Below are 25,138 nucleotides of genomic sequence, written 5' to 3'. Positions count from 1 at the left end.
GCTCGCGGCGTGTGGCCGGTGCTTGCGCCGTGCCGCGGGGGCGGGATTGAATGCGATCGTGAGTAGTACGCGGGAATTCGATGTGTGTGTTGTCGGGCTCGGCCCGACAGGGCGGGGGCTGGCGCATCGGGCGGCGGTGGCCGGACTACGGGTCGCGGCGGTGGATCCGCGACCGGAGCGGCTGTTCCCGCCGACGTTCTCCTGCTGGGTCGACGAGCTGCCCGACTGGCTGCCGGACAGCGTGATCGCCCAGCGCATCGCGACCCCCACGGTGTGGACGAAAACCGAGCACCGCATCCCGCGCGCGTACTGCGTGCTGTCCAAGGCCGGTCTGCACGCGGCGCTGGCCCTCGACGACGCGACGGTCTTCGCCGAGCGCGCCCGCCGCGTGGACCAGCACGAGGTGGAACTCGCCGACGGCACCGTCATCCGCGCGAACACGGTCTTCGACACCCGCGGCCTGCCCACCCTGGGCAAGCGCCGCGCCGCCTCCGCGCACGGCATCTTCGTCGACGCCGACACCGCGGCGCCCATGGTCGCCGACGGCGAGGGCCTGCTGCTGGACTGGCGTCCGGAGAACGGCGCCGGCCCGGACGAGCCGCCCTCGTTCCTCTACGCCGTGCCGCTGGGCGACGGCACGGTGATCTTCGAGGAGACCAGCCTGGGCCTGCGTGGCGGCATGCCCCAGCACGAACTGCGCAAGCGCACGCTGGCCCGCCTCGCCGCGCACGGCGTCGTCCTGCGCGGTGACGAGCCCAGCGAGGCCGCCCACTACCCGCTCGACCAGCCCCCGCCGAAGAAGGGCGCGGCCGTCGCGGTCCCGTTCGGCTCGCGCGGCGGCATGATGCACCCGTGCACCGGCTACAGCGTGGCCGATTCGCTGGCTCTGATCGACACCGCCGTCACGGCCGTCCAGCAGGGCGAGGACCCGGTCGAGGCGCTGTGGCCGTGGCAGGCGCGGGCGGTGTACTGGATGCGGATGCGCGGCCTGTTCGGTCTGGGCCGGCTCACCACCGCCCAGTCGATCGCCATGTTCGAGGCGTTCTTCACCGAGTCCGAACGCGGTCAGCGGGCACTGCTCTCGGCCCACGACGACTACGCGGCGCTGGGCGCGGTGCTGTTCAACACCGTCGCCCACACCTGGCCGTTCCGCTGGCGCTACGACCTGGTCGGCTGGACCAACCGCGATCGCTGGGTCGACTACCCGTTCGCGCCCGCCGAGGTGCAGGCCAGCTGAAACAGCGACGCCCCGCAGTCACGTGGACTCCGGGGCGCGGCTGGTGGTGCCGGGACTATGCCGTCTGCGCGGCCTTCTTGTAGCCCGCGATGGCCGGGTAGGCGAATACCGCGATCATCCCGACCGTCCACGCCAGCGTCTTCAGCAGCGGCTCGGCCACCGGGCCGCCGTAGGACAGCCCGATCATGGCGTCGATCGCGCAGCTCATCGGCTGGTTGGCGACGATGGTCTGCAACCAGGTCGGGTAGGCGATGATCGGCACGAACCCGGTGTTGAAGAACATCAGCAGGGTGTTGACGATGCCGATCAGGCTCACCAGCATCACGCCCTCGGTGATGGTGGCCAGCGCGGTCACCATCACCGCGAAGCCGAGCCCGAACAGCACCGGGACGCTGATCAGCGCGATATTGGTCAGCGGGTTCTCCATGAACAGGAAACCCAGCGGCACCGCGACGAGCAGCACGATCACCGTGGTGATCAGGATGCGCAGCACCTCGGCCAGCAGCCTGCCGGTGAGCAGCGAGGCCTTGTTGAGCGGCATGGTGTAGAAGCGGCTGAGCAGGCCGGCGGCCTTCTCGCGCTTGAAGCCCAGCGCGCTCACGACCGCGCCGGTCATGGCGGCGACCAGCGTGAGCAGCGCGGCCTGGCCGTAGATGGCGGGCATGCCGCCGTAGGCGGTGATGTAGTCGCCGAGCACGATGCGGAACATCAGCAGGGTCACCGCCGGGTAGGCGATGGTCTGGATGGTGGTCGACGGGTCGCGCAGCCACACCATCAGCAGGCGCTTGGCCTGGATGACGCTGTGGGTGGCCCACACCGACACCGCGCCCTCGGGCTTGGCGTGGACCTCCGGCAGCTGGGCCGCGGTCAGGGTTGTCGTCATGATCGCCTCACACTCGCCCACACAGCCAGTGGGAGGAAGAAGATGGCCAGCCCGCCGAGCCACACCAGCGAGACCCAGGTGCCCGCCCAGCTCAGATCACCGGCGGCCATGTCGCTGAGGGTCTGCGCGGCCTGGGAGATCGGCTGGTTGCGCGCGAAGGCCCGCGCCCAGGTGGGGAAGGCCTGCTCGGGCACGAAGCCGGTGGAGAGCATGCCGAAGATCAGGATCGGCAGGGTGAGCGCCTGGCTCAGTGCCTCGGGGTTCTTGGTGAGACTGCCCAGCGCGTCGGCGCCCAGCGTCAGCACCACGCCGACCGCCAGGGCGAAGCCGACGAAGGCCAGCGCCTGCAACCAGCCGCCGGTGAACCGGAACCCGATCAGGTAGCCGTAGCCGACGGTGGCGATCAGCGAGACCACCGAGCGCACCAGGCCCGCGCTGATCCGCGAGAGCAGCGGCACCAGCGACCCGATCGGCATGGTCTGCAACCGGGTGCTCAGGCCGGTGAGCGCCTCGAACGCGGCCAGCTGGGCATTCGACATCATGGTCATGGCCATGGTCTGCAGCACGATGATCGGCATCACGTACTGCGCGTAGTCGATGCCCTGCACCTTCATCACATAGCGCAGCGGCAGATAGAACGCGACGGTGATCACCAGCGGGAACAGCACCGCGACGATCAGCTCGCCCTTGGTGACCATGGTGCGCACGATGCGTCCGGTCAGCGCGCGCCACTGCGCGAAGCTGCTCGGGTGCGCCTCGGGGAGATCGGCGAACAGGGTGTCCGCCGCGGCGGCGGGGGCACTCACTGATGCCCGCCCGAATGACCGGTGATCGAGAGGAACACGTCGTCGAGCGAGGGCCTGCGCAGCGCGATGTCGGCCAGGTCGATGCCCGCGGTGTCGAGCCTGCGCAGTGCCTCGGCCAGGGTGGCCGCCCCGTCGGGGGCGGGTACCGAGAGCTTGTCGGCGCCGGAGATCTCGGCGGCCACGGCGGCCGGGACCAGATCGCCCAGCGCCTGCACGGTCGCGGCCAGTTTGCTCGGGTCCAGCGGGACGATCTCGCAGAAGCTGCCGCCGGTCTTGGCCTTGAGCTGGTCGGCGGTGCCCTCGGCGATGACCGTGCCCTTGTCGATGACGATGATGTTGTCGCTGAGCACGTCGGCCTCTTCGAGGTACTGCGTGGTGAGCAGCACCGTGATGCCCTGGTTCTTCAGCGCCGTGACCAGGTCCCACACGCCCTGGCGGCTGCGCGGGTCGAGGCCGGTGGTCGGCTCGTCGAGGAACACCACCTCGGGCCGCACCACCAGACCACAGGCGATGTCGACGCGCCGGCGCATACCGCCGGAGTAGTTGCGCACCGCGCGCTTCCCGGCGCTGACCAGGTCGAATTCCTCGAGCAGCACCTCGGCGCGCTTGCGGGCGGCCGACTTGGTCAGGCCCATCAGCCTGCCGAACAGCTCGAGGTTCTCCCGGCCGGTGAGGTTCTCGTCGAGGGCGGCGTACTGGCCGGTCATCATGATCGCGCGGCGCACCCCCGCGGCGTCGGTGCGCACGTCGTGCCCGGCGACCACGGCGGTGCCGGAGTCGGGGCTGAGCAGGGTGGACAGGATCTTGACCGTGGTGGTCTTGCCCGCGCCGTTGGGCCCGAGGATGCCGAGCACGCTGGCGCGTTCGGCCTGGAAACTGATGCCTTGCAGGGCGTGCACGTCACCGAAGGACTTGCGCACGTCGGATACCAGCACCGCGGGCTCGTCGCGCCGCTGCGCGAGGCCACCTGCGGGCGAATCCACTGAGTTCGAACTCGGCATCAACTCTCCACCATCGGCCGGGCGCGCGAGACTCTTCTGGAAACGCGCACACGGAATTTTTCGTCTCGGTAGGTGATCCATACCGTTCGGCGCGATGTTACCGGTCCGGCGCTTCCGCCGGTCCCGTCTCGGTCTGACTCGTCTGTTTTCCACACCTGTGTGGCCTTGCTCACGAGGGCAGTGCAAGGGCAGTGCGGCGACCTTGTCGGGCCGCCCGGGCGGCCATACGCTGACCATCGGGGAAACACTCGTCTCACCGGCCCGTTCCGACGGGCGTGTTCGATCCGCCGTGAGAGGTGACAATGATCGAGTCAGCACCGGCGGGCGCCACCGCGCCCGCGGGCCGAACCGACGTGCTGACGTCGTTCGACCCACGCACCGGCGAACAACTCACGCAGTATCCCGTCACCAGCGCCGCCGAGGTCACCCGCGCGGTCCGCACCGCCCGCGCCACCCAGAACTGGTGGGCCGAACTGGGTTTCGGTGACCGCAGACGCCTGCTGCTGAAGTGGCGCCGCCACATCGCCCGCAACGCGCACGCCCTGGTCGAGGTGCTGCGCAGCGAGACCGGCAAGCCCGAGGCCGACGCGGCGCTCGAGGTGATGCTGGCGGTGGAGAATCTGGACTGGGCCGCCCGCAACGCCGAGCGCACGCTGGGCCGCAAGCGCCTGGCCTCGGGCTGGTTCACCCGCAATCAGCACGCCTCGGTCGGCTATCTGCCGCTGGGCGTGGTCGGGGTGCTCGGTGCCTGGAACAACCCGGTCTTCACACCGATGGGCGCCATCGCCTACGCCATGGCCGCGGGCAACACCGTGGTGTTCAAGCCGCACGAGCTCACCACCGGCGTCGGCGTCTGGCTGGCCCAGAGCTGGACCGACATCGCCCCCGACCATCCCGTCCTGCAGGTCGTCACCGGTGACGAGCGCACCGCGACCACCCTGTGCCGGGCCGAGGTCGACAAGATCGCCTACGCCGGCCCGGAGGCGGGCGGGCGCGAGGTGATCGCCCAGTGCGCGCGCACCCTCACACCGGTGGTGGTGGAGCACAGCGGCAAGGGCAGCATGATCGTGCACGTCGACGCGGTCCTCGACGCGGCGGCCGAGGCCGCGGTGTTCGGCGCGATGGCCAACGCCGGTCAGAACGCCACCGGCATCCAGCGCTGTTATGTCGCCGACTCGGTGTTCGACGACTTCCTGGCCAGGGTGGCCGAGCGCGCGGCCCGGCTGCGGCCCGGCGCCGACAATCGCGCCGCCTACGGCCCGATGATCAACGCCGCCCAGGTCGACGTGGTCCGCACCCAGGTGCGCGACGCCATCGCCCGCGGCGGGCACGCGGTGCTGGGCGGGCTGGAGTCCTTCCGCGACCCGTATGTGGAGCCGATCGTGCTGGCCGAGGTGCCCGAGGAGAGCATCGCCATCACCGGCGAGGGCATCGGCCCGGTGCTGGTGGTCAACCGGGTGGCCGATCTGGCCGACGCCGTCACCCGGGTGAACGCGGCGGGCAACGGCATCGCCGTCACCGTGTTCACCCTCGATATCGCCAGCGCCGAATTCATCGCCGAGCAGCTCAAAGTCGGCGTCGTGACGGTGAATTCGTCCACCGCCTTCACCGGTATCCCGGCCCTGCCCTTCGGCGGTGTCGGTGAGTACGGCCAGGGCCACAGCCACGGCCAGCAGGGCCTCTACGAGTACAGCCGCACCATGGCCATCGCCCGCAGGCGTTATCGGGCGCCGGTCCGGCTGTCCACCTTCGACCGTCACCCGCGCCATCTGCGCACCGCGAAGGCGTTCTTCCGGTTACGGCACGGCCGCTGAGACTCCGGCTCAGTCCTGATCGGTGGGGTTGCCGATCAGGACTGCGCCGGTCAGCGCGGCCAGGCGGGCCAGCTGTTCGGGCCGCGAGTCGAAGCGCAGCAGCCGGCCGACATCGATGATCTGCCCGATCGCAGCGTGCACCCGGAAGCGTGCCTCGATCGGGTCACCGTCGAGCAGGTTGGCCCATTCCAGGACGTTCTGGCGCTGGATGGCGCGCAGCCGGTGCTGTTCGGCCTGCGGCAGGTTGCTGAACTCGGCGTAGTAGACCGGCATGATCTCCGGGGTCGCGAAGGTGAGCCGGGCGTAGCGGTCGGCGATGCGACGGGCGGCGTCGGCGCGGCTCTCGGATTCGGCCAGTGCCTCGCCGATGGCGACGGCGAGCCGGTCGCCGGTGCGGTGGAAGGCGGCGGCGAGCAGGTCGGCCTTGCTGTCGAAGTGCCGGTAGACGCTGGAGGCGTTGATGCCGACGGCGGCGCCGATCTCCTCGATCCCGGACTCGTGGTAGCCGTTGCGGCCGAAGATCCGGATCGCCTCGGTGAGCAGCTGTTCACGTTTCGAGGTCACCGGCAGCCCGCGGTTCTGCCGGTCGGGTTCGGCGGCGGCGGGCGCGGGCGGCAGCTCGGCGCGCACGATCGACCAGGCCATATCGAGTTGCAGGGCCAGTATCCGCCCGTGCGAGAGGGTGGTGCGGTGCGCGGCGATGCTGGCCAGGGCGCTCAGCGCGCCGACTGCCAGCAGGGTGACGTCCTCGGGGGTGGCCTCCGGGCGCAGCTCGGCGATGGGCGTGGCGACCATCGCCTCCAGTTCCCGGTAGAACGCGCGGATGCGCACCCGGTCCTCGCGCTCGAGGTAGCGGCGTTCCCAGCGGTAGAGCCCGGCCTCGCGCCGGAAGTCGATGTTCTGCTCGGCGACGGCGGTGAGCAGCGCGTCGAGGCGGGCCTCGGGCGGCAGCGCGGGGTCGTCGGCGGCGGCCGCGCCGTCGCGCAGGCCACGCGCGCCCGCCTCCGCGGCGGCCACGAGCAGGGCGTACTTGTTGGCGAAGTGCCGGTACAGGGCGGGTCCGGAGATGCCGACCTCGGCGGCGATCTCGTCCACCCCCACCGGGTAGTACCCGCGGGCACTGAAGGCGCGCGCGGCGGCCCGCATGATCTGCATCTTGCGGTCCTTGGGCCTGCGGCGCACGACCCGCGCCGGTGCGGTGGTCGGCTCGCAGGCGCGTTCGGCCTCACTGCGATCGGCGACCATGCACTCACTTTCCGTTCCGCGTACCGGGGTCATCGACTACTCGGGCGCTGCGGCGGGGCAGCGCCGGACCAGTCAACCTAAGTTAACCACAATTCGCAAACGCCGAGAGGCAGGTCGGTCAAACGAAAACCGCCCCGCCGGGCAGGCGGGGCGGTTCGTCGAGCGTGTGGGCTACAGCCCCAGGCCGCGGGCCAGGGTCGGCCACGACAGCTTCAGCTCGTCCTTCCAGTAGCCCCAGGAGTGGGTGCCGTTGGGACGGAAGTTGAAGGTCGCCGGGATACCCAGCTCGTTGAGCCGGTTGGCCAGGTTGTGCGTGCAGTAGTTGGTGCCCGCCTCGATCACGCCACCGATGACGATCTGGTTGGCCAGGCCGTAGGCCCCGGGCAGCGCGTACGGACCGTCGAGGGTGTCGTACGGGCCGGGCAGGCCGTTGCCGGTGGAGATGTAGAGATCGAGCCCGCGCAGCCCCTCGGCGTTGACGTACGGGTCGTTCTTCACCCACTCCTCCGAGCCCTGCGGACCCCACATGTTCATGGTGTCGCCGCCGCCCCAGGTCTCGACGGTGAGCTTGACGAACTCCGAGCCGACCGGATCGGAGGTCTGCGCGCACCCGCTGTAGGCCGCGACGGCCTTGTACAGGCCGGGCTTGGCGATCGGCAGCGCGAGCACGGTGGTGCCCGAGGTGGACAGGCCCGCGATGGCGTTGACGCCGTTGGTGCCCAGCGCGCCGTCGATCAGCGGGGGCAGCTCCTCGGTGAAGAAGGTCTTCCACTTGTTGCGGCCGACCACCGGGTCGTCGGCGATCCAGTCGGTGTAGTAGCTCCAGGCGCCACCGATCGGCTGGATGACGTTGACGTTCTTGTCGCCGAGGAACTCGAGCGCATCGGTCTTGGCGACCCAGGACGCCGAATCCTCGCCGCCGCCCGCACCGTTGAGCAGGTACAGGGTGGGGCGCGGCACGGACGCGTCGGCCGGGCGCTGCACGTCGACGATGACGTTCTGGTCCATGGCCGCCGAGTACACGTGCAACCGCAGGCTGCGCGAGTCCTTCACCTCGGCCTTGACGATCTTGGAGCCGTCCGGGGCGACCGGGTTGGCCAGCAGGCTCTGGGAATCGATGATCGGGTCAGCCGAGGCGGGACTCACGCCGAGGCCGGACATCAGTCCGGCCAGCACTGCCGTTGCCGCGATCATCGCCGCGGCGCGGGAGCCACGACGCCGGGTCTGCCGACGCATCAATTTCGCACCTTCGCTTCGTCTCGAATTCGTTTGCTGCGTGCCCAAGATACGGGTTATGCATTCGATACAACAGTGGTAACCACGACAACAGTGCGGTCACATCATGCCTCACCGGCCACAGTGCTGTCACCGGGCCCCGGACTCCCGGTCACCGGCGTCGAGCAGCTCGGCCAGGCGTGGGCCGATCTCGGCCAGCGCCTGGGGCGAGGTCATCTGATCATGCACCACCGCGACCGGCCGATCGCGGATCTCGCCGTCGACATACGGGGCCCAATTCCCGGCGGCCGCCTCGTGACCCAGCGCGCTGAAGTACTCGAGCCTGCCCCGGAACACCGCGGGCCGGTGTTCGGCGATCAGTTCGGCCGAGCGCACCGCGCTGCGATAGATCCGGCGCACCCGTTCCGGGGTCAGCACGGCCATATTGGCCGGGATGATCGCGTGCAGGGCGGCCAGCGCGTCCTCGTTGAGTTCGCGCACGCCGGAGACCGGTAGCGCCGCGCTGATGTCCACGCCGAGTTCGGCGAGCGCGTCGCGCACCGCGGTGTGGAAATCGGGCACGTCGATGTCCGGGTGCGAGTCGAGCATGGCCAGCAGCGAGACCCGCTCCCCCGACGCCTGCAGTTCGGTGGCCACGGCGTGCGCGAGCACACCACCCAGCGACCAGCCCATGAGCCGGTAGGGCCCGTGCGGTTGTTCGGCGCGGATCTCGGCGACGTAGCGCCGGGCCATCTCGGCCAGCGTGCCGGGCAGATAGCCTGCCTCGCTCAGGGCCGGTGACTGCAGGCCGAAGATCGGGCGCCGCGACGGGATGTACTGGGCGAGTCCGGCATAGCACCAGGACAGCCCGTACATCGGGTGCACGCAGAACAGCGGTCCGCCCGCCTCGGTGCCGTGCGGCACCCGGTTGCGGATGGGCAGCAGCACGCCGAGCGCGTCGTCGGATTCCTGGTCGTAGTCGCCGGTGCCCGTCTGGGTGGCGTCGATCCGGTCGGCCAGCGCGGCCACGGTGGCGTCGGTGAAGAACCACTGCACCCGCACCTCGGCGCCGACCCGGGTGCGCAGCCTGCTGATGGCCTTGGTGGCGATCAGCGAGTTGCCGCCGAGTTCGAAGAAGTCGTCGTCGAGGCCGACCTTGCCCGCGCCGAGCACCTCGGCGTAGACCTCGGCGACGGCGCGTTGCAGCGGCGTGGTCGGCGGGCGGTAGGGCCGGGTGGTGAAGGCGGGCACCGGCAGCGCCTTGCGATCGAGTTTGCCACTGGCGTTGAGCGGCAACGACTTCAGCACCTGCAACGTGGCGGGCACCATGTAGGCGGGCAGGGCGGCCCTGGCGTGCGCGAGCACCGCCGCCTCGTCGATCGTGGCGGCGGGGTCGAGCGCGTAGCCCGCGGGCTTCGTGGCCGCGACGGGCTCGGCCGCGACGGGCACCACGTACCCGACCAGGCGGTCACCGGTCGGCCCGTGCACCAGGGCGACGGCCGCGTGGCGCACGGCCGGGTGATCGCGCAGCACGGCTTCGATCTCGCCGAGCTCGATGCGCTGACCGCGCAGCTTCACCTGGAAGTCGCTGCGGCCCAGGTATTCCAGTTCGCCGCCGACCCAGCGGACCATGTCGCCGGTGCGGTAGAGCCGTCCGCCACCGGGCCGGGCGACGAACCGTTCGGCGGTGAGCGCGGGCGCGGCCAGATAGCCGCGCGCCAGCTGCACCCCTTCCAGATACAGCTCGCCCGCGATGCCGGGCGGCACCGGGCGCAGCTGCCGGTCGAGCACGTGCGCGCGGGTGTTGGCGACCAGGGCACCGATCGGAACACTCACGCCCACAGCGGTTCCCGCGTCGGCGGCGGTGACCACGGTGGCTTCGGCGGGCCCGTACCAGTTGACCAGGTCCACACCCGGCAGCACCTGACCGAACCGGTGCGCGGTCGAGGCCGACAGCGCCTCACCGGCGGCGAACACCCGGCGCAGCGCCGGAAGTTCGGTGACGCCACCGTCGGCCAGGAAGGCGTCGAGCATCGACGGCACGAAATGCACCGTGGTGACGGCCCGTTCGGCGATCACTCGCGCGAGGTACTCCGGGTCACGGTGCCCGTCCGGTTCGGCGACGACCACCGTCGCGCCGGTCTGCAACGGCCACAGCAGTTCCCAGGTGGAGATGTCGAAGGTGACCGGCGTCTTGTGCAGCACCACGTCACCGGGCCCGTGCGGGTAGGTGCGCTGTGCCCAGCGGAACTGGTTGACCAGCTGCCGGTGGGTCAGCATCACGCCCTTGGGCTTGCCGGTCGAGCCGGAGGTGTGGATGACGTAGGCGAGAGCGTCCGGCCGCGCGGCTGCGAAGCCGCCGGTGGCCGCTCCGGCGTCCAGCGTGTCGATGGTGACGACGGGAACCGCCGCGCCGGTGACGAATCCGGTACCGCTGGTGGTCAGCACACACACGGGCTCGGCCGAGGCCAGTACCCGCTCGGTGCGTTCGGCCGGATGATCCGGGTCGACCGGAACGTAGGCCGCGCCGGTGCGCAGGACCGCGTAGATCGCGGTCACCAAGTCGACCCCGCGTCGCATGGCCACGGCGACCAGCGTCTCCGGCCGGGCACCGCGCGCCCGCAACTCGGCGGCGAGCGCCCGTGCGCGCGCGTCGAATTCGGCGTAGGTGTAGGTCTGCTCGCCGTCGATCAGCGCGGTGGCGTGCGGGGTGCGGGCCACCTGCGCGTCGAACAGCGTGAGCAGGGTCGCCTCGTCGAGCAGTTCCGGCGCGTCGGTGGCATTGACCGACGCCAGGGTCGCGCGTTCCTCGGCGAGCAGCACGTCGATCTCGGCGATCCGCGCGCCCGGGTCGGCCAGGAACCGGGCCAGCACCATCGACAGGCGCTGGGCCAGTGCGGTGGCGGTGTCGGCGGCGAAGACGTCGCGCAGGTATTTCACCGAGACGCGCAGCTGCCCGTCGGCCACCACCTGCACGGTGAGCGGGTAGTGGGTGCCGTTGGTGGCGTCCATGCCGGTGACCGCGGCCGAGCCGGTGGCCGCCTGCGCGAGCGCGGCCCGGTCCACGGGGAACGACTCGAAGACCACCAGCGAGTCGAACAGCGCCTCGATGCCCGCGATCTCCTGGATCTCCCCCAGGCTGAGGTAGTGGTGGTCGAACAGGGCGGCCTGCTCGTCCTGGAGGGCGCGCAGCAGTGCGGCGACGGTGTCGCCGGGCCGCAGCCGCACCCGCACCGGGATGGCGTTGAGGAACAGGCCGACCATGCGTTCCACGCCGTCGAGCACGGCGGGCCTGCCGGAGACGGTGGCGCCGAAGACCACATCGTCACGGTCGACGAGCCGGGCGATGAGCAGCCCCCAGGCCGCCTGCACCACGGTGTTCACCGTGACGCCGAGCTCGGCCGCCAGCGCGCCGAGGGCGGCGGTGTCGGCGGGTGAGAGCGCGAAGCCGGTCTCGCCGGTGCCGGTGGCGATCTCGCGGCCCTGGTCCACCGGGGCCAGCGGGGTCGGTTCGGCCAGGCCGGTCAGCGCGGTGCGCCAGGCCTGGCGGGCGGCCTCGAGGTCCTGATCGGCCAGCCAGACCAGGTAGTCGCGGTAGGGCGCGACCTTGGGCAGGCGCCTGCTGCGCCCGCCGACGGCGTAGGCGGTGAGCAGTTCCTGCAGCAGCAGCGGGGTCGACCAGCCGTCGATGAGGATGTGGTGGCTGGTCACCAGCAGGTGCGCGCCGGTGGGTGTGCGCACCAGGGTGAAGCGCAGCAGCGGCGCGGTGGCCATGTCGAAATGGGTGGCCAGGTCGGCGGCCACGATCCGCGGGTAGGCGTCCTCGTCGGCGTCCACGACGCGCCACGGCACCGTGAGGTCGTCGAGCACGATCTGCAACGGGGTGCCCGCCGCGTCGGTGGCGAAGGCCACGCGCAGGTTGTCGTGCCGGTCGAGCACGGCCTGGGCCGCCTCACGCAGGCGGTCGGCGTCCACGGCCGGGTCGAGATCGAGGACGAACTGGGTGATGTAGGGGTCCACCGAGTTCTCCGCGAGCAGCGCGTGGAACAGCATCCCCGATTGCAGCGGCGTCACCGGCCACACATCGCTCAGACGCGGGTAGCGACGCACCAGGCGGCCGAGTTCGGTCTGCCCGAGCTGGACCAGCGGGAAGTCCGACGGCGTGAATCCGCCCGCGCCGGGCCGCAATCCGTGTTCGGCGAGACCGCCGAGGGCGCGGATCCAATGCTCGGCGAAGGTCTTGACCGCCTCGGCGGTGAGCACCGAGGTGGCGTAGTCGAAGCGGGCGACCATGCCGTCGGGGCCCGCGTCGACGGTGAGCACGAGGGCCAGGTCGTCGGCGGCGAGATCGGTGTGCACGGTGGCCGGGCGCAGGTCGCGGTAGCGCACCGCGAAGCGGCCCCGGTCGAGCGCGCGCACGCTGTCGGCGGCTTCGATGTCGAGGTAGCGCAGCAGCCCGAAGCCGGCGCCGTGCGCGGGAACCGTGCGGCGCAGTTCCTTGATCTGGGCCAGTGCGCGGCCCGCGGCCGGTCCGCCGACGAGGGCGTCGGCGAGGTCGACGCCGTCCAGGCGCAGCGGCAGCGGGAAGTCGGTGGTGAAGCCACCGACCACGTTCTCCGCGTCGGCCCGGCCCAGCTTGCGCTGATCGGCGCGCAACCGGACCACGTTGCCGAGCACCCGGACCGCGACCGAGTCGGCGGCGGTCTGTATGGCCAGCGCGGCGGCGGTGACCAGCACTTCGTCGACGCTCGCGCGATAGGCCTCGGCCACCCGGCCCACGGCCGCGGACCCCTCGCCCGTGATGGTGAGCGAGACGCGGTTGCGCTGCCGCAGATCCACGGATTCGGCGGCGCGGGAACGGATCACGCGATGCCAGTACTCGCGCTCGGCGCGTGCCGCGGCGGTCGACGGGTACTCGGCCAGCCTGCGGACCAGATCGCCGAGCCCGGCATCGGGCGCGCCCGGTGCCGCGTGCCTGCCCCGGCTCCACGCCGAGGTCAGCTGGTCGATCACGGTGCGCCACGAATTCTCGTCCAGCACCAGGGCATTGGCGACCACCACGAGGGTGGCGGGGCCGTCGCCGACGCCGGTGAGCACGAAGTGGATATTGCGGCCCTCGTCGGGGTCGAGCGCGGCGGCGGCCGCGGCCACCACATCGTCGACCGGCAGCGTGGACTCGCCGTCCTCGGCGTCGAGCCTGCGGAAGGCGCCGCCGGTGCGCTCGTCCTGCGGTGGGATGCGCAGGGCCGGGGTGTCCCCGGTGCGGTCGAGCAACGCCCACAGCATCGGGTGCTGGTTCATCACCGACGCCGCGGCATCGGCGACGGCCTGCACCGGACACTCCGCGGGCACGGTGAGCAGCACCGCGCGCGGTTCGACGGCCCGCTCCCCCGCCTCGACCAGCTGGGCGGCGGTGGCGGTCAGCGGCAGGTCGGCCCGCAGGGCGCCCGCCTCGGCGGTGAGCTCGGCGCGTTCGGCCAGGGCACCGACGGTGCGCGCGTCGAACAGATCGCGCGGCCGCAGCACCACTCCGGCGGCCCCGGCCCGCGAGACCACCTGGATGGCGGTGATGCTGTCGCCGCCGAGGGCGAAGAAGTCGTCGTCCAGACCCACCCGGTCGTGGCCGAGCACGTCACCGATCACCCGGGCGACGGCCCGTTCGGCGGCGGTGCGCGGCGGCCGGTGTTCGCGGCGCGCCACGACCGGATCGGGCAGCGCCCGCCGGTCCAGCTTGCCGACCGGTGTCAGCGGCAGTTCGTCGAGGACGATGATCGCCGCGGGGACCATGTAGTCCGGCAGCACCTGCGCGGCAAGCGCGGTCAGCTCGGCCGGAAGATCCCGCGGCGCACCGTCTTCGGGCAGCACATAGGAGACCAGCATGGTCGACCCGGACCCGCTGTCGCGGCCGATCGTGGTGGCCCACGCGACGCCCGGCGCGGCGGCCAGCACCGCGTCGATCTCGCCGAGCTCGATCCGCAGGCCACGGATCTTCACCTGGAAGTCGTTGCGCCCCACGAACTCCAGCACGTCACCACGGCGTCGCACGAGGTCACCCGTGCGGTAGAGCCGAGCACCGTCGGCGGAAGCGGGGGTCACATACGGGTCGGCGACGAAGCGCGCGGCGGTCAGGGCCGGGCGCTGGTGGTAGCCGCGAGCCAGCTGGATTCCGCCCAGGTAGAGCTCACCGGTGACACCTTCGGGCACCGGGCGCAGCCGCGAGTCCAGCACCAGCGCGCGCACGCCCCGGATCGGACCGCCCATGTGCACCGGCTCGCCCGGACGCAGCGGGTCGCTGATGGCGGTCATGATGGTGGTCTCGGTGGGACCGTAACCATTGTGGAAGTGCCGCTGCGGCAGCGTGTTCCAGCGGGCGGCCAGTTCGGCGGGCACGTGTTCGCCGCCGACGACCAGCGCGCGCAGCCCGGGCACGCCCTCGGGGTCGAGGGTGGACAGCACGGTCGGGGTGAGGAAGGCGTGGGTGACGCCCTCGGCTCGGATCAGTTCGGCCAGTTCGGTTCCGCCCACCGAACCGGCGGGCGCGATCACCAGGGTGCCCGCGCCACCGAGGGCGAGCAGCAGTTCCAGCATCGAGGCGTCGAACGAGGGCGAGGCGAAAGCCAGTGCGCGCGAATCGGGTCCGAGCTGGTAGCGCTGCTTCTGCTCGGCGCAGAAATTGGCCATACCGGCGTGGGTGACCACGACGCCCTTGGGCAGTCCGGTGGAGCCGGAGGTGTAGATCATGTACGCGGCGTGGTCGGTGCGCTGCTGCCCGCGCAGTTCGATCTCGCGCAGCGGCACACCGGGGAATCCGGCGATCTCGGCGGTGAAGGCGCGTTCGTCGAGCGCGACCCAGCCGATGTCGCCCGCCAGCGGCGGCAGACCGGCTAGTTCGGCGGTGACGGTGATGCCGAACCGCGCGCCGGAATCGGCCACCATGTGGCTGATCCGCTCGGCGGGATAGCCCGGATCGATCGGCACGATCACCGCGCCGGTGCGCGCGATGGCCCACACCGCCAGTACGGCTTCGGCGGAGCGCCGGATGGCCACGGCCACCGCGACTTCCGGGCCCGCGCCGCGCGCGAGCAGTCCGCGGGCGAGCTGGTTCGCGGCCGCGTCGAGGTCCCGGTAGGGATACCCGCGCCCGTCGGCGCGCAGTGCCAGGCCGGTGGGGTTGGCCTGGACGGCGGCGTCGAGGAGGGCGGCGAGGGTGCGCGGCGGCTCGGCGGCCGGACCGCGCAAGCCGGTCTGCCGGGCGATCTCGGCGGGGTCGAGCAGTTCGACGTCACCGACCGCGCGATCGGGATCGCCGACCAGCCCGCGCAGCAAGCGCTGGAACCGCACCGCGAGGCCCTGCACGGTCGCCGCGTCGAACAGGTCTGTCGCGTAGGAGAACTCGGCCCGGATACCGCCGAGTTCGGGGAGCTCACGCAGGGTGAGCAGCAGGTCGAACTTGGCCTCTCCGGTGCGGGCGTCGAGCGCGCCGACCGCGAGACCGGGTAGCTCGACCGCCACCGGGGCGAGGTTCTCGAACGACAGCGCCACCTGGAACAGCGGATGTCTGCCCGCCGACCGCGCGGGCTGCACCGCGTCGACGACCCGCTCGAACGGGACATCGGCGTGCGCGAAGGCCCGCAGATCGGTCTCGCGGGTGCGGGTGAGCAGCTCGGTGAATGGCGCGCCTTCGTCGACGTGGCTGCGCAGCACCAGGGTGTTGACGAACATGCCGACCAGCTCGTCGAGTTCCCTGGCGCCACGCCCGGCGATCGGGGTGCCGATCGCGACGTCGTCGGTGTCGGCGAGGCGGGCCAGCAGTACCGCCAGCGCGGCCTGCACCACCATGAACACGGTGACACCCTGGGCCCTGGCGAGTTTCGACAGCTCCGCGTGCAGCCCGGCGTCGAGGGTGAACTCGCTGGTGGCGCCCGCGAAGGACTGCACCGGCGGGCGTGGCCGATCGGTGGGCAGCGCGATCTCCTCGGGCAGCCCTGCCAGCTCGGTGGTCCAGAAGGCCAGCTGCTGGGCGGCGACGGAGGACGGATCGTCCTCGGCTCCGAGCGAGTCCCGTTGCCACACGGCGTAATCCGCGTATTGCAGCGGCAACGGTGCCCACGCCGGTTCGGCGCCCGCGGTCCGCGCGGTGTAGGCCAGCACGAGGTCGCGCGTCAGCGGGCCCATCGAGAATCCGTCGGCGGCGATGTGGTGCGCGACGAAGACCAGCACGTGCTCGTCCGCCGACGGCAGCACCTCGGCAGCTGCCGAACCGGACGGGGCCGTGGCGGCACCGTCGTGTCCGGTGACGCGCAGCAACCGCACCCGGACCGGCGGTGCGGCGGTGACATCGAAGCCGATGCCGACAATGCGCCGGACCGTCTCCGCCAGCTCGTCGGCCGCCACCGCCACCGGCGTCAGATCGATCGGCACCGCGTCCGGCGCCAGCACCTCCTGTACGGGTCCGCTACCGCGAGCCGGGTCGACCGGCGTCGCGGAGCCGACGGTGGTCGCGCCGACCTCGGGATAGCGGGTCCGCAGCACCTCGTGCCGGGCGAACAGGTCACCGACGGCCAGGCCGAGCGCCACCGGATCGAGGTCACCGGTGAGGCGGATGGCGGCCGGGATGTTGTAGACGGTCGCCTCGGGGTCGAGGCGGTTGAGCAGCCACATGCGGTGCTGGGCCAGGGAGAGCGGTACCCGGTCGGGGCGCGGCCCGGCGACCGGTGGCAGCGCGGCCAGCGCGTCCGCGCGGTGTACGCGCAGGGCCAGCTCGGCGACGGTGGGGGCCTCGAACAGCAGGCGCACGCCGATCGCGCGGTCGAGCGCGGTGCCGATGCGGGCGGCGGCGCGGGTGGCGAGCAGGGAGTTGCCGCCGAGGGCGAAGAAGTCGTCGTCGGCGCCGACCGTGTCGAGTTCGAGGATCTCGCCGTAGACCCCGGCGATCAGCTGTTCGGTGGGGGTGGCGGGCGCGCGGAAGGCGGCGGTCTCGAAAACCGGTGCGGGCAGGGCGTTCCGGTCGAGTTTGCCGTTGGCGGTGAGCGGTAGCGCGTCGAGCACCACGAACGCGTCGGGCACCAGGTAGGCGGGCAGTTTGTCCCGCAGACCGGACTTCACCTGTGCCACATCGGTGTCCGCGCCGACCACATAGCCGACCAGCCGGTCACCGAAGTGGGCATCGGTGCGGGCGAGCACGGCGGCCTGGGTGACGCCGGGCAGCGACAGCAGCGCGGCCTCGATCTCCCCCGGCTCCACCCGGAACCCGCGCACCTTCACCTGGAAATCGGTGCGGCCGAAGTAGATCAGCTCTCCGCCCGCGGTCCGGGCCACCAGGTCACCGGTGCGGTACATGCGCGCGCCGGGCTCGAACGGATCGGCGACGAACCGTTCGGCCGTCAGCGCGGCCTTGCGCAGGTATCCCCGCGCCAGTTGCACGCCACCGAGATACAGCTCACCCCTGACTCCCGGCGGCACCGGGAGCAGCCGCTCGTCGAGAACGTAGACGCGGCTGTTCCATTCGGGAGTGCCGATCGGCACGGTCAGCACGTCGGCCGCGCTCACCCGGTGATCGGTGATCGACACGGCGGCCTCGGTGGGCCCGTAGAGATTGTCGATCCTGGTGCCGGGCAGGGCATTCAGCAGCCGCTGGGCCACTGCGGCGGGCAGCGTCTCGCCGATGGCGAGGATGCGCGAGAGGGGGCGCGGGGCCGCCTCCCAGTACCCGGCCAGCGCGTCCAGCAGGGAGGGGACGGCGGTCAGCGTGGTGACACCGGTCTCGGCGATGAGCGTGTCGAGGTAACCCGGGTCGCGGTGCCCGTCCGGCGCGGCCAGCACCAGGGTGCCACCGCAGACGGCGGCCGACCAGAACTCCCACACCGACAGGTCGAAGGTGGCAGGCGTCTTGAGCAGGAACACATCGGACGCGTCGGTGCCGAATTCGCCACGCAGCCACTGCAACTGGTTGACCACCGCGCCGTGCGAGACCGCGACGCCCTTGGGCCGCCCGGTCGAGCCGGAGGTGAACAGGACGTAGGCGGTGTTCTCCGGCCGCAGCGGGGCACGCCGGTCGGCATCGGTGACCGGTCCCGGGTCCTGCGACCCGACGACCGGATGGTCCACGTGCACCACCGGCGCGACATCGGTGCGGAAACCCTTGGTGAGCACGCAGATCGGGGCCGCGGTGCCGAGAATGTAGTCGGTGCGGTCGGCGGGCTGGTCGGGATCGATCGGCACATACGCGCCACCGGCCCTGACCACCGCGTACATGGCGACGACCAGCTCGACCGAGCGGGGAAGTGCGAGTGCCACCAGCGATTCCGGCCCCACGCCCAGGGAGATGAGGTGGCGGGCGAGCCGGTTGACCCGCGCGTCGAACTCGGCGTAGGTGAGTTCGACGCGGCCTTCCGGCAGGTCGGCGACCAGCGCGACGGCGGTGGGGTTCGCCTGCGTCGGCAGATCGGCGAGCGTGCCACCGGGTACGGCCAGATCGGCCGCCCCGCTGACGATCTCGCCCGCGATCTCGGTGGCGGTCCGCAACTCCACCGCGCCGACGACCACCGAGGGATCGCGCACCACGGCCGCGAGCAGCAGCGTGAGCCGTTCGGCGAAGGCCGCCACCGTGGCGGCGTCGAACAGTTCGGTGGCGTAGGTGAAGAAGCCCTCGATGCCGGTGGGGGTGCCGTCGGCGGTGTAGCCGTCACCGACGATCAGGTGCAGGTCGAACTGCGAGACCGCCAGCTCCGCCGCGACCGGCGCGATCCGCAGGCCGGGCAGTTCCAGCGCGGCCCGGTCGACGTTCTGGAAGGACAGACCCACCTGGAACAGCGGATGCCGCGCGGTCGAGCGCGGCGGATCGAGCACCTCGACCAGGCGCTCGAACGGCACATCGGCGGCGGCGAAGGCGGCCAGATCGCGGGTGCGCTGGGCCGCCAGCAGCTCGGTGAAGGTGGCGGCGCCGTCGTAGCCGGTGCGCAGCACGACCGTGTTGACGAACATGCCGATGAGCTCGTCGAGTTCGCGTTCGCCGCGTCCGGCGACCGGGGTGCCGACGGCGACCTCGGAGGTTCCGGAGAGGCGGGCCAGCAGCACGGCGAAGGCGGTGTGCAGCACCATGAACACCGTGGCGCCGCTGTCGCGGGCGATCCGGGCGAGCCCGGCGTGGGTGTCGGCGTCGACGCGTACCGGCACCCGCGCGCCTGCCAGCGAGGCGACGGCGGGGCGGGGCCGGTCGGCCGGGAGTTCGAGCAGGTCGGGAAGTCCTGCCAGTTCGTCACGCCAGAACGCGATCTGCTGGGCGGCCGCGGAATCGGTGTCCTCCTCGGTGCCGAGGCGGTCGAGCTGCCACAGCGCGTAGTCGGCGTACTGCACCGGCAGCTCGGCCCACTCCGGGGCGCGCCCGGCGGCCCGGGCGAGGTAGGCGGTGGTCACATCGCGCACCAGCGGCGGCATCGAGGACGCGTCGGCGGCGATGTGGTGCACCACCACGGCGAGCACGTAGTCGGTGGGCGCGTCGGGGCCGGGCTCGGTGATGTCGAGCAGGCGCACCCGCAGCGGGACCTCGGTGGTGACATCGAAGGCGGTGGCGGCCAGCGCGGCGACCTGCTCGACCAGCTCCGCGACATCGCCGCGGCGCGGAGTGACGTCGAGATCGACGGCCTCGACGGGCAGCACCCGCTGGATCGGGCCGTGCCCGGTATCCGGGTATACGGTGCGCAGCACCTCGTGGCGGGCCAGCACATCGCGCAGCGCGGTCCCCAGTGCCTCCACGTCCAGACGGCCGGTCAGGCGCAGCGCGAACGGCAGGTTGTAGGCGGCGGCACCGTCACCGCCCATGCCCTGGTCGAAGCGGTTGAGGAACCACATGCGCCGCTGGGCGGGCGAGAGCGGCAGCTCGGCGGGCCGGTCGATGGTGCCGAGGCCGCTGGTGGCGACCGGCTCGGCGTCGAGGTCGAGGACGGCGGCCAGCGCGGCCACGGTCGGGTTCTCGAACAGGGTGCGCACCGCGACACGTCCGCCGGTGGCGGCGCCGAGCCGGGCGATCAGCCTGGTGGCGATCAGCGAGTTGCCGCCGAGGGCGAAGAAGTCGTCGTCGGCGCCGATCTCGGGGCGGCCGAGCACCGCGCCGAACTGCTCGGCGACCAGCCGTTCGGCCGGGGTCGACGGCGCCCGGAAGGCGCGGGTGCGGAAGTGCGGTGCGGGCAGCGCCTTGCGGTCCAGCTTGCCGGAGGCATTGAGCGGCAACGCGTCGAGCACCGTGATCGAGGCCGGAACCATGTAGGCGGGCAGGGTTTTCGCGACCACCGCCTGCAACCGGTCGGGATCGGTGGCGTGGCCGGGCGCGGGCACGACGTAGGCGACGAGCTGATCACCCAGCTCGGTCGTGGCGACCAGCGCCACCGCCTGGTTGACGGATTCGTGTGTCAGCAGCGCGGTTTCGATCTCACCTAGCTCGATGCGCTGCCCACGGAACTTCACCTGGAAGTCGATGCGGCCCAGGTAGTCCAGCCGGTGCGGCGCGGTGGCCGTCGGCTCGCGCCAGACCACCAGATCGCCGGTGCGGTAGAGACGTTCGCCGGTGCCGAAGGGGTCGGCGACGAACCGGTCGGCGGTGAGACCCGGGCGAGCGACATATCCGCGCGCGAGCTGGTCGCCCGCGAGATAGAGCTCTCCCGCGATCCCCGGTGGCACCGGCCGCAGCCGTGAGTCCAGCACGTAGACGCGAGTGTTCCACTGCGGCAGGCCGATCGGCACCGAGCGCTGACCGGAGCGGGCGGGCCAGTAGGTCACCGAGACGGCGGCTTCGGTGGGGCCGTACAGATTGTGCAGCCGCGCGGGGCTCACCTCGGCCATGGCGTCGACGGTCTCCGGCGGCAGCGCCTCGCCGATCACGAACACCTCGCGCAGCGAACCCAGGCTGCCCGGGGCCGCTTCCGCGGCGAAGACGGTCAGCATGGAGGGCACGAAGTCGGTGACGGTCACGTTGTGCCGCCCGATCAGCTCGATCAGGTAGGCCGGGTCGCGATGCCCGTCCGGGGTGGCCAGCACCAGCGTGGCGCCGACGCGCAGCGGCATGAAATAGCCCCACAGCGACACGTCGAAGGTGGTGGCGGTCTTCTGCAGGTACACATCACCCAGGACCAGCGGGTACTTGGCCAGCATCCACACCAGCTGGTTGTGGATGGCGGCGTGGGTGACGGCCACGCCCTTGGGCTTGCCGGTCGAGCCGGAGGTGAAGATGACGTAGGCCGGGTGCTCGGGGCGCAGCGGGGCGCGCAGTTCCTCCGGGCGCACGGCGTCGATCGGCACCGCGCGGGTGTCGAGCTCGTCGAGCAGCAGCAGTTCGATGTCGTCGGGCACCGCGATGGCGTCGGCGCGGGTGCTCAGCACGGCGGCGGGGCGGGCGGTGTCGAGGATGTAGGCGAGGCGGTCGGCCGGGTGGTCGGGGTCCAGCGGCACGTACGCGCCACCGGCGGTGAGCACCGCGTACATGCCGATGACCAGCTCCGGCGAGCGCCGGATGGCCAGGCCGACCAGCGCTTCCGGGCCGACGCCCGCGCCGATCAGCAGCCGGGCCAGCGCGTTGACCCGCTCGTCGAACTGCCGGTAGGACAGTTCGACGCCCTCGTAGACCAGGGCGGTCGCCTCGGGGTAGGCCCTGACCGCGCGGTGGTAGGCGTCGAGCATCAGTTCCGGCGCCACCGGGTGGGCGGTGCCGTTCCAGGCCGTCAGCGTGAGTTCGCGCTCCCGCTCGGTGATCAGGCCGATCTCGGCGATCGCGGTATCGGGTGCCGCGGCGACCGCGCCGAGCAGGTGGGTGAAGCGGGCAGCGGTCGAGGCGATGGTCTCGGCGTCGAACAGGTCGGTGGCGTAGGTGAACGACGCGGCCATCGGTTCGGCCGGGTCGGTGCCGGGCACGATGGTCAGTTGCAGGTCGAAACGCGCTACGGTGCCGCCGAATTCGACCGGGGCCGCGTCCAGGCCGGGTAGCCGCAGGTTCGGCAGGTCGAGGTTCTGGAAGAACAGCGCCACCTGGAACAGCGGGTGGTGGGCCTGCGAGCGGACCGGGTCGAGCAGTTCGACCAGCCGCTCGAAAGGCAGGTCGGCGTGGGCGAAGGCGGCCAGATCGGTCTGTTTGGTGGCGCGCAGCAGTTCGGCGAAGCTCGCGCGCTGGTCGATCTGCGAACGCAGCACCAGGGTGTTGACGAACATGCCGATCAGGTCGTCGAGTTCGCGGGCGCCGCGCCCGGCGACCGGGGTGCCGATGGCGATGTCGTCGGTGTGCGCGATGCGGCTGAGCAGCACCGCGAAGGCCGCGTGCACGACCATGAATTCCGAGGCGCCGCTGCGCTGGGCCAGGGCGGCGAGCGCGGTGTGTACCTCGGCGGGGATCTGGAAGCCGTATTCGGCGCCGCGGCCGGTGAACACCGGCGGGCGCGGGCGGTCGGTGGGTAGGTCGAGGCGGTCCGGCAGCCCGGCCAGCGCACCGCGCCAGTAGGCGATCTGGGCGGCGGCGAGCGAGCCGGGATCGTCCTCGTCACCGAGCAGTTCCCGGTGCCAGAGCGTGTAGTCGGCGTACTGCACCGGCAGCGGCTGTTCCCTGGGCCGCGAACGGTTGCGCCGGGCCAGGTAGGCGCCGAGCAGATCGCGCAGCAGCGGCGCGATGGAGGCGCCGTCGGCGGTGATGTGGTGCAGGGCCACGGCGAGGACGTGATCGCGCGGGCCGAGCTGGGCCAGCGCCACCCGCAGCGGCACCCCGGCCGCCACATCGAAGCCGGTGGCCGCGAATTCGGCCAGCCACAGCGGCAATTCATCCTCGGTCAGCGAGTCGACCAGCACATCGGGCACGGCCTCCTCGATCGGGAGGATCACCTGGTGACCCACGCCGTCGACAGCCGGGTACCAGGTGCGCAGGGATTCGTGGCGGCGCACCAGATCCGACAGGGCGGCGTGCAGGGCGCGCGCGTCGAACGGTCCGGCCAGGCGCAGCGCGAACGGGATGGTCTCGGCGGTGGAGGCGGGATCGAACTGGTTGAGGAACCACATCCGCCGCTGGGCGGGCGAGAGCGGGATCAGCTCGGGCCGTTCACGACGGGTCGGTGCCTCGTGCCCTCCGGCGCCCTTGAGCGGTTCCAGCAGCACGGCGAGCCCGGCGACCGTGGGACTTTCGAAGACGTGACCGGCGGGCACCCGCCCCGACAGCTTCGCGCCGAGCCGGGCGGCCGCCTGGGTGGCAAGCAGCGAGTTGCCACCCAGGGCGAAGAAGTCGTCGTCGGCGCCGACCGGGCGCTCCGGGGTGAGCAGTTCGGTGAAGACCTGGGCGACGAGTTCCTCCATCGCCCCCGACGGCGCGCGGAACTCCTTGGCGCGCAACGCCGGTGCGGGCAGCGCGGCCCGGTCGAGCTTGCCGACGGGGGTCAGCGGGATGACGTCGAGCTCGGTCAGCGCGGTCGGGACCATGTGCGCGGGCAGCCCGGCCCTGGCGTGCGCGAACAACTCGTCGAGGTCGATGCGGGCACCCGGTGTGGCGTGCACGTAAGCAGCGAGAATCGTGGTGCCGTTGTCGAGTTCGTGCCCGACGGTGACGGCGAAGTCGACGCTGTCGTGCGCGGTGAGCACCGTGTCGATCTCGCCGAGCTCGATCCGGAACCCGCGCACCTTCACCTGGAAGTCGTTGCGGCCGACGAACTCCACGGCGCCGTCGGGGCGGCGCCGCACCAGGTCGCCGGTGCGGTACATGCGGCCACCCGCGGGGTCGAACGGATCGGTGACGAAACGCGCGGCGGTCAGCGCGGGCTGGTGGTAGTAGCCGCGGGCCAGGCCGTTGCCCGCGATGTAGAGCTCGCCGATCATGCCGTCGGGCACCCGCACCAGGCGCTCGTCGAGCACGTACTCGGTGACCCCGCGCAGGGGCGCGCCGAAGTTCATGGTGTCACCGACCACCAGCGGCGCGCTGATATTGGTGACGATGGTGGTCTCGGTCGGGCCGTAGCAGTCGTGGAAGCGGCGGGTACCGGTGGCCCAGCGGCGGATCAGGTCCGGCGGGCAGGCTTCGCCGCCGGTGGTCACCATCGCGAGATCGTCCAGACCGGCCGGGTCGAGCCCGGCCAGCGCGGCGGTGGTGATGAACATGTGCGTCACCGCGTCGCGGCGCAGCACCTCGGCCAGTTCGTGGCCGCCGAGGATGCCGGCGGGCACGATCACCATGGTGGCCGCGGCGCTCACGGCCATCAGCAGTTCCAGCACGGCGCCGTCGAACGAGGGCGAGGCGAAATGCAGGGTGCGCGAGGTCGGTTCGACACCGTAGTGGGTGCGCTGCTCGGCGCAGTAGCCCGCCAGACCGGCGTGGGTCACCGCGACGCCCTTGGGCAGACCGGTGGAGCCGGAGGTGTACACCACGTAGGCGGGGTGGGTCAGGCGCAGCGGGCGCACGCGATCGGCGAAGGTCACCGGGTCGCCGGGCTGCTCCTCGACCGCGCCGCGCACGGCGGGGTCGTCCAGGCACAGCCAGTCCAGGCCCGCGGGCAGCCGGTCCAGCTCGGCGCTGCTCGACAGCCCGGCCACCGCGCCGGAATCGGCGAGCATGTGCTCGACGCGGGCGCGCGGATAGTTGGGGTCGACCGGCAGGAAGGCCGCACCGGCCTTGGTGATCGCCCACATGGCCAGCACCGAGGCAGGCGAGCGCGGCAGCCCGACGGCGACCACGTCCTCCGGGCCGATACCGCGCGCGATCAGCAGCCGGGCCAGCCGGTTGGCGCGCTCGTCGAGTTCGGCGTAGGTCAAGCGCACCGGCTCGGACACGCCGTCGTCCCAGGTCAGCGCGAGACCGCCCGGATTGGATTCCACCGCGACGGACAGCAGTTGCGGCAGCGACTTTCCGCGCTGCCGGGCACGGGCACCGGACGCCCGAGACGCCCGGGTCACGCCAGTCCCCTCCGTTCGAGCGTGAGGAC

The 25,138-nt window shown here is 71.8% G+C and carries 8 protein-coding genes; 2 read left to right on the top strand and 6 right to left on the bottom strand.

Annotated elements, in window-relative coordinates; genetic code table 11:
- Positions 1–58 precede the first annotated feature (58 nt).
- Positions 59–1,237, top strand: a complete 1,179-nt coding sequence (locus ACWEMY_RS14520; RefSeq protein WP_452390408.1) for a lycopene cyclase family protein — start codon at positions 59–61, stop codon at positions 1,235–1,237.
- Between the two features lie 55 nt (positions 1,238–1,292).
- On the opposite strand, the gene ACWEMY_RS14515 is transcribed toward ACWEMY_RS14520, so the two are convergent.
- Genes ACWEMY_RS14515 through ACWEMY_RS14505 form a run of 3 tightly spaced genes read right to left on the bottom strand, consistent with a single transcriptional unit; the run spans position 1,293 to position 3,927 of the window.
- Positions 1,293–2,120, bottom strand: coding sequence for an ABC transporter permease (locus ACWEMY_RS14515; protein WP_375934101.1), 828 nt, complete (start codon positions 2,118–2,120; stop codon positions 1,293–1,295).
- Positions 2,117–2,926 (bottom strand): ABC transporter permease, encoded by an 810-nt coding sequence (locus ACWEMY_RS14510; protein WP_375934098.1) that lies wholly within the window; start codon positions 2,924–2,926, stop codon positions 2,117–2,119. Before ACWEMY_RS14510 ends, ACWEMY_RS14515 begins: the two co-directional genes overlap by 4 nt.
- Complete coding sequence (locus ACWEMY_RS14505) at positions 2,923–3,927, bottom strand: ATP-binding cassette domain-containing protein (protein ID WP_375934095.1); 1,005 nt, start codon at positions 3,925–3,927, stop codon at positions 2,923–2,925. The genes ACWEMY_RS14510 and ACWEMY_RS14505 overlap by 4 nt, the downstream gene beginning before the upstream one ends.
- Before the next feature lie 302 nt (positions 3,928–4,229).
- Between ACWEMY_RS14505 and ACWEMY_RS14500 the strand changes: the two genes are divergently transcribed.
- The gene (locus tag ACWEMY_RS14500; protein WP_375934092.1) at positions 4,230–5,741 is read left to right on the top strand and encodes an aldehyde dehydrogenase family protein; all 1,512 of its coding nucleotides are present in this window, start codon (positions 4,230–4,232) and stop codon (positions 5,739–5,741) included.
- A 9-nt stretch (positions 5,742–5,750) separates the two neighbouring features.
- Here ACWEMY_RS14500 and ACWEMY_RS14495 read toward each other — a convergent pair whose 3' ends face one another.
- From ACWEMY_RS14495 to ACWEMY_RS14485, 3 genes are all read right to left on the bottom strand, one after another.
- Complete coding sequence (locus tag ACWEMY_RS14495) at positions 5,751–6,986, bottom strand: TetR/AcrR family transcriptional regulator (protein WP_452390407.1); 1,236 nt, start codon at positions 6,984–6,986, stop codon at positions 5,751–5,753.
- 171 nt (positions 6,987–7,157) lie between these two features.
- Positions 7,158–8,180, bottom strand: a complete 1,023-nt coding sequence (locus ACWEMY_RS14490) for an alpha/beta hydrolase (RefSeq protein ID WP_452390419.1) — start codon at positions 8,178–8,180, stop codon at positions 7,158–7,160.
- A gap of 171 nt (positions 8,181–8,351) precedes the next feature.
- Positions 8,352–25,109: an amino acid adenylation domain-containing protein gene (locus ACWEMY_RS14485; protein ID WP_452390406.1), complete on the bottom strand. Its 16,758-nt coding sequence runs from the start codon at positions 25,107–25,109 to the stop codon at positions 8,352–8,354.
- Positions 25,110–25,138 lie beyond the last annotated feature (29 nt).

This window comes from Nocardia sp. NPDC004415 (genome assembly GCF_053602435.1).
This window is presented reverse-complemented; position numbering and strand designations above follow the sequence as displayed.